This is a genomic window from Kurthia huakuii LAM0618, assembly GCF_000505545.1.
GTDB classification, from domain to species: Bacteria; Bacillota; Bacilli; order Bacillales_A; family Planococcaceae; genus Kurthia; species Kurthia huakuii.
The window spans coordinates 422995-435204 of sequence record NZ_AYTB01000008.1; the positions used below are offsets into that span (position 1 = coordinate 422995).

At 42.6% G+C, this 12210-nt stretch carries 11 protein-coding genes and 1 pseudogene; 3 read left to right on the forward strand and 9 right to left on the reverse strand.

The features are described from left to right. The first annotated feature begins 105 nt into the window (after positions 1-105). Positions 106-579, forward strand: coding sequence for an S-ribosylhomocysteine lyase (locus tag V514_RS0106465; RefSeq protein ID WP_029499075.1), 474 nt, complete (start codon positions 106-108; stop codon positions 577-579). Between the two features lie 52 nt (positions 580-631). Here V514_RS0106465 and V514_RS0106470 read toward each other — a convergent pair whose 3' ends face one another. The 5 genes from V514_RS0106470 to V514_RS0106490 all read right to left on the reverse strand — a co-directional run bounded on the left by V514_RS0106470 (position 632) and on the right by V514_RS0106490 (position 6045). Next, positions 632-1240 carry a flavin reductase family protein gene (locus tag V514_RS0106470; protein ID WP_029499076.1) on the reverse strand — a complete coding sequence of 203 codons (609 nt, stop codon included), beginning with the start codon at positions 1238-1240 and terminating at the stop codon, positions 632-634. A gap of 75 nt (positions 1241-1315) precedes the next feature. Continuing rightward, positions 1316-2845: a fatty acid--CoA ligase family protein gene (locus V514_RS0106475; RefSeq protein ID WP_029499077.1), complete on the reverse strand. Its 1530-nt coding sequence runs from the start codon at positions 2843-2845 to the stop codon at positions 1316-1318. A gap of 155 nt (positions 2846-3000) precedes the next feature. Then, the gene (rnz, locus tag V514_RS0106480; RefSeq protein WP_029499078.1) at positions 3001-3942 is read right to left on the reverse strand and encodes a ribonuclease Z; all 942 of its coding nucleotides are present in this window, start codon (positions 3940-3942) and stop codon (positions 3001-3003) included. Between the two features lie 8 nt (positions 3943-3950). Beyond that, positions 3951-5177, reverse strand: a complete 1227-nt coding sequence (locus V514_RS0106485; protein ID WP_029499079.1) for a DNA polymerase IV — start codon at positions 5175-5177, stop codon at positions 3951-3953. Between the two features lie 34 nt (positions 5178-5211). After that, entirely contained in the window at positions 5212-6045 is an 834-nt protein-coding gene (locus V514_RS0106490; protein WP_029499081.1) for a helix-turn-helix transcriptional regulator, read from the reverse strand. A 101-nt stretch (positions 6046-6146) separates the two neighbouring features. Here V514_RS0106490 and V514_RS0106495 point away from each other — a divergent pair, with 101 nt between their 5' ends. Together V514_RS0106495 and V514_RS0106500 are read left to right on the forward strand one after the other, a co-directional pair. Then, the gene (locus tag V514_RS0106495; RefSeq protein ID WP_029499082.1) at positions 6147-7037 is read left to right on the forward strand and encodes a DMT family transporter; all 891 of its coding nucleotides are present in this window, start codon (positions 6147-6149) and stop codon (positions 7035-7037) included. 73 nt (positions 7038-7110) lie between these two features. After that, positions 7111-7797 (forward strand): annotated as a pseudogene (locus V514_RS0106500) (D-alanyl-D-alanine carboxypeptidase family protein); the annotation flags it as partial. Positions 7798-8038: 241 nt separating this feature from the next. Here the strand turns inward: V514_RS0106500 and V514_RS0106505 are convergent. The 4 genes from V514_RS0106505 to V514_RS0106520 all read right to left on the reverse strand — a co-directional run bounded on the left by V514_RS0106505 (position 8039) and on the right by V514_RS0106520 (position 12192). After that, a complete protein-coding gene (locus tag V514_RS0106505) occupies positions 8039-8518 on the reverse strand; it encodes a chemotaxis protein CheW (RefSeq protein WP_029499084.1) in 480 nt (159 codons plus the stop codon). A gap of 17 nt (positions 8519-8535) precedes the next feature. Further along, a complete protein-coding gene (locus V514_RS0106510) occupies positions 8536-9657 on the reverse strand; it encodes a M20/M25/M40 family metallo-hydrolase (RefSeq protein WP_029499085.1) in 1122 nt (373 codons plus the stop codon). Positions 9658-9754: 97 nt separating this feature from the next. Beyond that, complete coding sequence (locus V514_RS0106515) at positions 9755-10912, reverse strand: hypothetical protein (RefSeq protein WP_029499086.1); 1158 nt, start codon at positions 10910-10912, stop codon at positions 9755-9757. Positions 10913-10989: 77 nt separating this feature from the next. Further along, positions 10990-12192, reverse strand: coding sequence for a D-serine ammonia-lyase (locus V514_RS0106520; protein ID WP_029499087.1), 1203 nt, complete (start codon positions 12190-12192; stop codon positions 10990-10992). Positions 12193-12210 lie beyond the last annotated feature (18 nt).

Consider the following 12210-nt stretch of genomic DNA (forward strand, 5'->3'; position numbering starts at 1 on the left):
ATCCATTTTAAACGAATACAGCGCAAAAATTACGCAAAAATTTAGAGCTTTCAAATAATTTAATGATACAATAGAATGGAATTTGATCATAAAGGGGATTTTAAGATGTCTAAAGAGAAAACAAACGTCGAGAGCTTCGACTTAGATCACACGAAAGTACAAGCACCCTATGTACGCCTTGCTGGTACAAAAACAGGACAACATGGCGATGTTGTTACAAAATATGACGTCCGTTTTAAACAGCCAAACAAAGAGCATATGGCCATGCCGGCACTCCACTCACTAGAGCATTTGACTGCTGACCGCATTCGCAATCATTCAGACCAAATTATCGATTGGTCACCAATGGGTTGTCAAACGGGCTTTTACGTATCGCTTATTAACCATGATGACTATGACGATGTGTTAAACATTTTAGAAGCGACAATGAACGATGTTTTAGCAGCAGAAAGTGTCCCTGCTTGTAATGAAGTACAATGTGGTTGGGCCGCAAGCCATAGTTTAGAAGGTGCAAAAGAGCTTGCACAACAATTTTTAGATAAACGTGATGAATGGACGCAAGTTTTCGCGGCGGAATAATCACGCATTTAAAAAAGGACTGATGAACACGATTTCTTCATCAGCCCTTTTTTTATTTTGGTCGCGCTAGCGTAAACAGTTCGCCAAGCTTTGCGTAATGATTCCCTGCTAGTCGACTTACAGCTTGCAATCCTTGTTCATCGACATGCCCATTTTCGACATCATAATATGCATCATCAATATGGAAGCGCTCCACTTTACCGATAAACAAATCAAAATTCGGATAATCCGGCAGCGTTACAGCTTGTTCGAGCGTGCATTCCATACGAAACGCCGCTTCCGCAATCGCTGGCACAGCGATTGCTACACTTTCAACTAATGTGAATGTTGTGCGTGCTAGTTCACTATCATTGTATGCTAAACTTGCAGCTGTTTCGTTGACCATGTCGACGTTCTCTTCGCTCGTTAAATGCACAACAAATTCATGCGTCGCGTAAATATTTCGCGCGGTATCTTTTTGCTCGCCATTTTTTCGTTGCACCGATATAGAAATAAGTGGTGGATTGGATGACACAATATTAAAATAACTAAATGGTGCCGCATTAACGACTCCTTGTGGTGATTTAGTCGTGACAAAAGCAATCGGACGCGGAACAATTGCCCCGGTCATGAGCTTGTAATTTTCGCGTTCGGTCTGTTCAGATGGATTAATCGTCGGCATATGATGCTCACTCCTTTTCATCAGCATAACAAAAAAAACGAAACACATCACGTAGGATATGCTTCGTTCCATACACTATGTTAATTTTTGCAATTCACGGCGTAAAATTTTTCCGGTCGCATTTTTCGGTAATTCGTCTAAAAAGACAATGTGGCGAGGTACTTTATACTTCGCTAAATGTTCGCGGCAATACGCGATAACTGCTTCCTCTGTTAAAGAGTCCTCTGTTTTCACAACATATGCTACTACAAGTTCACCTTGCTCTGGGTCGGGCATACCAACCGCAGCCGCTTCCGCAATCGCCGCATGGTCATACAATACCTCTTCTACTTCGCGTGGATAAACATTATAGCCGCCAACAATAATCACTTCTTTTTTACGGTCAACAATATAGAAATAACCTTCTTCATCGCGGCGCGCAAGATCGCCCGTATGAAGCCATCCATCCTTTAATGTGGCCGCTGTTTCATCTGGCATTTTATAATAGCCTTTCATAACATTTGGCCCTTTAACGATAAGTTCACCCACTTGACCAACCGGTACTTCTTGACCATCGGGGTCGACAACACGATTTTCAACATTACTGATTGATAAGCCAATCGACCCTGCTTTATTTGGGCGGTCAATTGGATTGAAGCATGTCACCGGCGATGCCTCAGATAAGCCATAGCCTTCACTAATTTTCACATCGTATTTCGCTTCAAAATCGCGTAATAACGCCACCGGCAACGATGAGCCACCTGAAATCCATAAACGCACACTTTGCATATCTTCTTTTGTGGCACCTGGATATTGGTATAAGAAATTGAACATCGTTGGCACGCCAGCAAACATCGTAGCGCGATATTCTTTAATAATACGCGTCACTTCTGCCGGGCTAAATTGCGGCAAAATTAGCAATGTCCCACCTCGAATCAACGGGGCATTCAGCGCAACTGTTAAACAAAAGACGTGGAACATCGGTAGCGTTGTAACGACGCGGTCATCGCTACGAATATCTAAATACGCGCCGATATCACGCGCATTGGCATATAAATTATTATGCGTTAACATGACACCTTTTGGTTTCCCGGTCGTTCCGGAAGTATACAAAATAATTGCCACATCATCGCTTGCTGCTTCAACTTGGATTAGTTCATGCTGCATTTGCTGCATAAATGCCGTAAACGACCTAAATTTCGCGGCAAGCGAACTTGTCGTCCAGCTCGTATCTTCGCTTGTCTCACAAATGACATACGTTTCAATATACGTGCTGTCTTCGAGTTTTTCAATAACCGGTACAACGCGGTCTAATGCGATGACAACGCGCACATCGCCATCATTTAAAATATACGAAATTTCATCCGCCGTATAAATCGGATTGATTGGAATCGCTGTAATGCCTGCTCGGAAAGCGCCGTACAATGCGATAATATAATGTGGTGAATTCCCTAATAAAAGTGCAATATGGTCCCCTTTTTGTAATCCTAGATGTTGAAGTCCTGCTGCAAAACGCGTAATTTGAGCGTCAAGCTCACGATACGTCGTTTGTTGATCCATAAAAACATACGCATGTTTGTCCGCGTGCTCGCGGGCTGTTTCAGTAAAGCGCGTTGATAAATTCATGATCGTTCCCCCTTATCCGGAATGAATGGCTATTCACACCCATATTATAAGCTATTTTACTGAAAAAGGAAAACAAAAAATGTGTATTAAAGAGCATTTTTATGAATATAAAAGAAAAAAGTAGCAATCACCTCAATGAATGATTGCTACTTACCTTATGATTGTTTGATTAACTGTTGTTGGCGCCATTCAAATGTACTGAAGTCTTCTACTAAATACGTTTTTTCATGAATCGCGCGTGCTTCTTTTGTCATACGCGCTAAATCTTTTGCTAAAAAACGCGCACTCAAATGATTTAGCAACAACGTACCGACACGAGCACGTTTTGCAACAGTGGCCGCTTCGGTATTCGTTGAATGACCATATCGGCGCGCTAGCTGTGCCGTCGCATGGTCAAATGTAGATTCATGTACGAGTACATCAGCCTGTTGTGCCAATGTAAGCGCATTGGCACATTGACGTGTATCACCTAAAATCGTCACAACAAACCCCGGCTGCGGTTCGCTTAACACATCCTCGCTCTGAACAATCGTACCATCTGCTAATGTCACATGCTCACCTGCTTTTAAGCGTCCTAGTAACGGACCCTTTGGGACTCCAAGCGCGGTCGCTTTTACGATATCAAGTGCACCTGCTAATGGCTTTTGTTCAATGCGATAGCCAAAGCACGGTACCACATGCTCAAGCGGCATTGCACGGACGATAAAGTGCTCATTTTCAAAGACAACCCCCTCTTCAACCTCAACAAAATGCAGTGGATACGTCAAATGGGTACCCGTCACCGCATTGGTCATCGTCACCCATTCTTTTAAACCTTTTGGGCCATAGATGGTCAGCGGTGTGTCGCCTCCTAAAAACGACCGTGAGCCGATAAAACCTGGCAGCCCATAAATATGGTCTCCGTGTAAATGCGTTACGAATATTTTATCGATTTTACGTGGCTTAATCGTCGTTTCTAAAATTTGATGTTGCGTCGCTTCACCGCAGTCAAACAGCCAAATCGTTCCTAATTCATCTAATAGTTTCATGACAAGCGCACTCGTTTTGCGCTCTTTTGATGGCATACCTGCGCCCGTTCCTAAAAATTGAAGTTGCATTGTCATTCCTACTTTCTATGATCATCTAAAAAATCTTTTGAAAAGCTCGTTGGTGCATCATACGTTGATTTTTTAACGCGGACACCTCGCACGATAATATGCTGTCCAAACTTATCGCGTAGTTCATTCATAACATTCATCACCGGTTCATCAGGCACATGTTTTGTAAACGTAAACAAATCGAGTTGTTCGATACGCTGTTGGCGATTTTCAACGTGGCTCATGCTCACGCCGACTAATCGTAGCGGCGCCCCATTCCAATGTTTTGTCGCTAGTTCCTTTGCTTCACGCGCAATATCAGCCTGCTCATAAATCGCATTGACGAGTGTTTTACTGCGCGTCGTTTGCTTCCAATCGGCTCCGCGCAATTGAATCGAAATGGTCGTACCGGCAAGGTTTTTCGCATGCAACCTATTCGCAACACGCTCCGCCAACTGTGAGATGACCTCATGCAATTTACGCTGCGTTAAAATATTTTCAGCAAGCGTCGTCGAATTGCCAACAGATTTCGTATCATAAATCGATGTTGGGTCCACTGCACGCTTGTCAATGCCATGCGCTTTTTCACGCATCCGGACGCCATTTTTTCCAAACCAACGCTTCATATCTGCTTCCGTTGCGGCTGCTAAATCGCCAATCGTTTGAATCGCGTGTGTCGCTAATTTTTCGGCTGTCCGCTGCCCAATACCGTGCATCGCAATAACGGGCTTTGGCCAAAGAATTTGTGGCACTTGTCGCTTGCGTAGCACGGTAATACCAAACGGTTTTTTCATATCCGATGCCGTTTTCGCTAAAAATTTATTCGGCGCAATGCCAATCGAGCATGGTAAATCCAATTCCTGCTTTAAGCGCTGTTGGATTTCTTCAGCGAGTGCTACCGCATCAATACCATGCGTAATCGCCGTCACATCCATATAACCTTCATCAATCGACACCGGCTCTACTAAATCTGTATAGTCACGCAATATCGTAAACATCGCATTTGACGCCGCACGGTAACGCTCAAAATTGGGCTTTAGCATGAGCAATTCCGGACATTTTTTTAATGCCTCGGTCACGCGCATCGTCGTATAAACGCCGCGCGCTCGTGCTTCATATGAACACGTCACAACAACGCCGCGGCGCTCTTTTGGATCCCCGCCAACAGCAATCGCTTTGCCTTTTAATGCCGGATTTAGCGCTTGTTCGACTGACGCATAAAAACAGTTCATATCAATATGGAATAAAATCGCCATGCAGATTCCTCCCGAACTTTTGTTCTTATTGCTATTATAACATTTGAAACTGTTTCGGTGTAATATCATACGCTTCTTTAAACTTTTGAATAAAATAACTCGCACTTGAAAAACCAATTTCAAGCGCGATATCAGTCACTGCTTGATCTGTATATTGTAACAATTCCCTACTTTTCTCTAAACGATACTTCAAAATATATTGAAACGGCGTCATTTGTAACGATTTTTTAAAGAGTCGAATCGTTTCGCTGTCGCTTAAATACACGACAGTTGCAAGCTCTTCAAGCGTTAATTTTTCGGTATAATGCGCATGAATATACGCGAGTAGTTCCTTTAAACGTTCATCGAATGCCGGTTTTTTGCTGCCGGACTTTGCATATGTACATAACAAATGAGCTACGTTGACAAAGGCATCGTAAATCACAAATTCATCGTCGCTACGCATCGCATGCTTGATAATATTCATACAATCTTGTTGCCACGACACAGCGGCTTGTAGCACGACATAGCCTTGCTGCGGACCTCGCTGTTCAAAGCATTGACGCAAAAATGGCGGCAACAGTTCCGGTTGGATATTCCAACAGCGATATCGTGCATCTTTCGTCTGTGCATGTGCTTCGTGTACGACACCGGAATTGATCCAGATGCCATCTCCAGCTTCGATGAAATGAACATCTCCTTGTACATGAAACTCTACGATCCCTTCTTCAACAATTTGTAGCTGCCACTCATCATGCCAATGAAGCGGAATATAGCCTGTACTATTGGCTGCGATTAATGTGTCATAAACAATCGATGGAAACGCAGGATTATCATAAAGCACTTGCTCCTGTCCAAATAGATTGATTGGAATATGGCGCCGTTGCATCAACTCACCTCAATATATTGATAGTTTTCGCGGATAAAACGCTATTTTTCCGACTATTCTTCTATTATAGTCGATATATCTTGATAGAAATAGGTGATAATGTGAGAAACAAACGACTTCTCGGCATCATACTTGCGCTTGTAGGTGCTTGTTTATGGGGCTTAAATGGCACCGCTTCGCAATATTTATTCCAGCATCAACACGTCGATGTCAACTGGTTTGTGACGGCGCGTTTACTTGGCGCTGGTGTTATTTTACTCGGCTTGCAACTACTGCGTAAAAAACCCATTCTTACTGTGTGGAAACATAAAAAATTTGCGTTACAGCTTATTTTTTTCAGTATTGTTGGTATGCTCGGCGTTCAATATTCGTATATGGCTGCCATCGCTTATGGAAACTCCGCTGTCGCCACGCTCTTGCAATATACCGCACCGATCTTTATTATTTTATATTTAATTTTTTCGCGGCAGCAACCTTTTTTACGCATGGATATCGTCATGATTATCGCAACGATTATCGGATCATGGCTTCTGTTAACAGGTGGGTCATTCTCTAACTTTTCAGTACCCATGTCAGCGGTCATATGGGGACTGATTTCTGCCATCACATTGGCGTTTTATACATTGTACGCAAAAACGCTACTCGCTCATTTTTCGGCGCTCGTTATTATCGGTTGGGCTATGTTAATCGCTGGGCTTGGCATGAGTTTTATCCACCCGATATGGGACATTGGTACAATTGATTTTTCATTGAATACAAATCTTGCGTTATTCTTTACAATCTTTTTTGGCACGGCGATTGCCTTTTGGTTTTTCTTCCAAAGTGTCGGCTACTTGTCGGCAAAGGAATCGACGTTACTCGGTACGGTTGAGCCATTGGTCGCCGTATTCAGTAGCATTATTTGGCTTGCACTCCCATTTTCTAGTTTACAAATGCTCGGCGTTGCGTTGATTGTTAGTATTGTGTTAATTATTTCATTAATGCCGAATTAAACTGTAACTTTTTGCTACACTTTCACGTCAATTACTATATACTTAGTAACGAATGAGTTTTAGGAGGAGAAAGATGAAAAAGCTTGCGTTAGCACTTGTTGCCATCATTCTCGCTCTTGTTGTGTATAGTGTTGTATCAGCTACTCAATCGGCAGAGGAACCAAAAAAAGACGTTCCGAAAAAGCCGACAACGCAAACAGTAGCTGTCACAGCAGATGATATTTCAAAAGGACAGCTCGTGCTCATTAACGCCGAGCATGAAGTAAACGACCAAGCCATTCCTGAAGATTTAATCACGTTATCAAAACATCCAAAAGTTGTTAAAGGTTTTACAACAGCGGATGACTCGATTAAAATTTCACGTGAAATGCTTAGCGCCTTTAAGCATATGATTCACGATGCGAAAAAAGACAATGTTACGCATTTTGTCATCAATAGTAGCTATCGCTCAAAAGCTGTGCAAGCGGACCTTTACCGTACAAAAGGTGCAGACATTGCGTTGCCACCTGGTGCAAGCGAGCATAATTTAGGTTTATCAATGGACATTGGTTCAAGCCTCGGTTTAATGGAAAACGCAGAGGAAGGGAAATGGCTTGCAAAAAACGCTGCGAAATATGGCTTTATTTTGCGCTACCCTAGCGACAAAACGTCTATTACCGGTATTCAATATGAAGCATGGCATTTCCGCTATGTTGGTCTTCCTCATAGTTTAATTATGCAGCAGCATGATTGGGTGCTTGAAGAGTATATGGACTACTTAACATCACATGATTCATTAACAGCAACCGTCAACGACATGACGTACACCGTATCGCACCATGACGTGAAGTCAGAAGGTACAACAAACATTGATATCCCGCTTGAACGTAGCTATACCGTTTCTGGAGACAACGATCAAGGGGTTATTTTAACCATTTGGAACCCACAACAACAAGACGCGACAGAGCATGCCACAAAATAATAAAAGCAGGAAGCGCGATTGCTACGCACTTCCTGCTTTTTTATGCTTCTGCTTGTTGCTGTTTCATTTCAACCATATATTGTTTAATTTCTTTAATGCCGTCTAATGTATCGCATAACACATTGGGTGACACAACCGTTATCATACGATCATCTAAATTGGCAACCGCTGTAAAATACTTTGTATGTGCATAGTTGACAAGCCCTACTTGCTTTAACACATCATCGGATAACACTAAAATTTCTTTTGCTTCGACAACTTGTAAACCAAAGACGAAATCATCTGCTTGTACAATGACAAGACGCGTATCATGACTATTTGCTGAACGATTGTATAAAATACGTTCAAAATCTAATACCGGTAGTAATTCGCCGCGATTTTTCGTTAAGCCCACAACATAATGCGGTAAATGTGGCACCGGGTTTATATGTGCCACTTTTTCAATTGAGATAATTTGGTCCACCGCAATGGCATAATCTTCATTGCCACAGCGAAAGACGACTACTGTTGAACTCGTCATAGGGCCCCTCCAAAAAGTTATTTTACAGTTGTTGTCACGTTAACAATTGCAACTAATAAATCTGCTAGTTTTTCAAGTTCTTCTACTGGAATACGTTCGTTTGTCGTATGAATAAATTCATAACCAACTGCTAAGTTTACCGTTGGAATGCCGTATCCTGCAATCACATTGGCATCACTACCGCCGCCTGATTGTGTTAATTTTGGTTCGCGACCAATTAAGCGTGCGGCTTGTTGCGCTACTTGTACGACTAAATCGTCATCCGTGAAGCGGAATCCAGGGTACATATTTTCAACAGCAACGTCTGCTGAACCGCCCATTTCTTTTGCTGCTTCTTCAAACGCTGCTTTCATATCGGCAGCTTGTGCTTCTACTTTGTCTTTTTCTAATGAACGACATTCTGCTAAAACCGTTGCTTCATCAGCGACGATATTTGTTGCTTTACCGCCTTCAAAACGGCCGATATTTGCCGTTGTATCACTGTCAATACGACCGAGTTTCATGCGCGCTACGGCTTTGGCAGCAATCGTAATCGCGGAGATTCCTTTTTCTGGTTCTACACCTGCATGCGCTGTTTTCCCTGTTAATGTCGCGGAAATTTTTGTTTGATACGGCGCGGCCACAACGATTTCACCGATTTTACCGTCTGAATCTACAGCAAAGCCATATTTAGCATATACTTTTTCATGCTCTAAAAATTTTGCCCCTACAAGACCTGACTCTTCACCCGCTGTAATAACATATTGAATATCACCATGCGCGATATTTTGTTCTTTGATGCGGCGTGCAAGCTCGATTAATGCCGCTAAACCTGCTTTATCATCGGCACCTAAAATCGTTGTGCCATCTGAATAAATATAGCCGTCTTCTTTAATGATTGGTTTAATGCCAACACCCGGTACAACGGTATCCATATGCGCTGTGAAATAAATGGCATCGATATCCGTTGTATTGCCTTTTAATGTCGCAATAATATTGCCTGAGGCGTGACCATTTTTCGTATGCGCATCATCGACATAAACGTCAAAACCTAATTCTTTTAGTATCGTTTGCAATACCGGCGAAATATTTTCCTCATGATACGTTTCTGAATCAATTTGTACTAATTCTAAAAATTGTTCTACAATTCGACTATTCACTTATAAGACCCCTTTATATTCAGCCTAGCATATCTTGTTAGGCTTGTAGCTGTACTACGTTTCCACGTAACACTATACCACAAAATTTTTATCTTCGTTAATTATCGTGGCCCATCAAGCGATGTTTGCTAAGCGCGTTTTTAATGATGGCCGTGCATTTCATCAAGCCGCCATGTTGCTTTGCTTTTTGACGCGTATAATCTTTTGCGAGCGCATGTAAAAATTGGCGCACACGCGGAGAATCTCGTCCTTCTTCAATCTGATGTTCAAAACAATAATCGTTAAAAAATAAATTTAAATAACGTTGATTATTTTCAAAAATAGTCGGGTCTATATCGGCATATAAACGCTCATTTTCGTCGTTCATAAAATCAATAATACCTAAGACGGTCGCGGTCGCTCCTTCATAAAGCGATAAATAGTTGCGTAGCCCTTCTTCCAGCGCACGCTGCAAATGATAGACACGAATCGCTTGTAATGCACGCTCAATATCCACGTTTGGAATATAAATATATTTCATGCCCATAATATGAATGTGTTGCTGTTCCTCAACGATTGATTGATTATGCATCAGCAGTTGATAAAGTTGGTCAAACTGTTCATAGGATAGTAGTGCATACGCATCTAAAAAGCGTGCCACATCTCCTTGAATATCCTGGCTAATTTCTTGCATTTCCTGCGCTAACAAAAAATTATTAAACGTTTCAAGCTGCTGTTTTTCGACTGGCAGTAACGTTGGCATTAATAGCTTTGCTTCACGAACAAAGCGCATACCCGCAAGCTCAACATCGCCTTCGTGGAAATAAAAAGCGCGCGGATGACGTGTTTCTATTTCTTCTAATGTCATATGTACGTCTGTGATGTCTTCTTGAATATGATTGTAAATATCAATGGCGACACGTGAAAAAATAAACGTTAAATCGCTCCCCTGAAATGGACAGCTTTCATCTTGATAATGCTTGTAATAAAAAAATACAAGCGTTTGGAAAAAATCATATGCATTGCCAAGTGGCACTTTCGTAAATTGCGCAAAAAATTCAATGGCGCGCGCATTCAATGCCATCTGTTCGCGCGTTTTGCCATCAAGCAATTCATTGTAAAAGTGAATCGTCTCAATAACATCGATATATGGTTTTTGAATGCGAATATCAATATAGCGATGATCGAGTTCAATGGCGACTGCATGACCTTCTCGTTCAAGCGTTAGGCGAGGTTCTTCCTCTTGTAAACGCTTTTGTTTATTCCAAAAACCCACCTACTGCACCTCCTGTTGTCATTCGATAATGCTCCTTGTTCTATTATACAAAATAATACAGCACCTGCCTTGTTGAATTACACAAACTCTTGACTTTTTTCCGATTGTGGTACGAGGCCACCGCCTGTCGCCCAGACAATATGCTGTGCTGTTGGATAATGTGATGCTACTAGCTCTAAGCCAGCAAAGCCCGCTGCTGCAGACGATTCAACATAAATATGTTCGCGCGCCCATAACTGTCGTTGTAATTGGCATAAGCGTTCATCGGACACCGTCACGATACCATCAAGTAGCGGTTCCATTAAACGGCCGACAAAGCGAGACGGGCGACCGACTGCTAAGCCATCTGCAATCGTTTGATTCGTTAAGCCAATATCTTCAACGCAAATCGCATCATGTTTGCCTGTTGCCATGCCTAATAGCATACAAGGCGACTCAATCGGCTCGACCATAAAGCATTTCACAGCAGCGCCAAACTGCGCCTTCAAGCCATAAATAACACCACCAGGACCACCGCCTACACCACAAGGAATGTAGACAACGAGTGGCTTCTTAAGTGTCGGTTGCTGTGGCAATTGCTTGGCAAGACGGCGTGCTGCTACCGCATAGCCCGCAAACAATTGCTGCGAATTTTCATCATCAATAAAATGGCTCCATGAATCCGCGTCGGCTTCCTTTCGGCCGGTATCAACCGCAACGCTATAATCCCCTTCATGTTCGACTACTTCTACGCCTTTCGCGCGCAACATGTCTTTTTTCCATTGCTTCGCGTCATGTGACATATGCACAACAACACGAAAACCTAACTTTGCACTCATAATCCCAATCGACAGCCCTAAGTTGCCCGTTGAGCCAACGACGATCGTATGCTTGGCGAGTTCTGTAATTATTGGGTGTGTGGCAAATGCTTTGTAAGACTGAGCAGTTGTCACAAGACCCGCTTCTCGCGCAATCGCTTCGGCAAGTACTAACACTTCATGTATACCCCCGCGCGCCTTAATAGAACCACTTACTGGCAAAACGTCATCACGTTTTAACAAAACGTCGGCATTAAAATCGTGCCCAAGTTTTCGTAATGCCGTTAATGGGGATTCAATGATGCCCTGCGTCGCAATCGTTTCAGGGAATGATTCGATAAAATACGACGCAAAGCGCTGCAATCTTGCATCAGCTTCATCAATTAACACACGTTCAAATAAAAAATGTGTTGGTTCCTGTTCGACTTGCGGATTATGCCAGATGACCGGTTTACGCTGTTGTAGTTGTTCAATAATTGTCATGAAAATCCCTCCTTATGT

Excerpts from the sequence above, each read along its gene's own strand:
- rnz (WP_029499078.1), bottom strand. The coding sequence starts at position 3,942 with ATGCAACTTCAATTTTTAGGAACGGGCGCAGGTATGCCATCAAAAGAG.
- V514_RS0106475 (WP_029499077.1), bottom strand. The coding sequence starts at position 2,845 with ATGAATTTATCAACGCGCTTTACTGAAACAGCCCGCGAGCACGCGGAC.
- V514_RS0106470 (WP_029499076.1), bottom strand. The coding sequence starts at position 1,240 with ATGCCGACGATTAATCCATCTGAACAGACCGAACGCGAAAATTACAAG.
- V514_RS0106490 (WP_029499081.1), bottom strand. The coding sequence starts at position 6,045 with ATGCAACGGCGCCATATTCCAATCAATCTATTTGGACAGGAGCAAGTG.
- V514_RS0106520 (WP_029499087.1), bottom strand. The coding sequence starts at position 12,192 with ATGACAATTATTGAACAACTACAACAGCGTAAACCGGTCATCTGGCAT.
- V514_RS0106505 (WP_029499084.1), bottom strand. The coding sequence starts at position 8,518 with ATGACGAGTTCAACAGTAGTCGTCTTTCGCTGTGGCAATGAAGATTAT.
- V514_RS0106485 (WP_029499079.1), bottom strand. The coding sequence starts at position 5,177 with ATGGCGATTTTATTCCATATTGATATGAACTGTTTTTATGCGTCAGTC.
- V514_RS0106465 (WP_029499075.1), top strand. The coding sequence starts at position 106 with ATGTCTAAAGAGAAAACAAACGTCGAGAGCTTCGACTTAGATCACACG.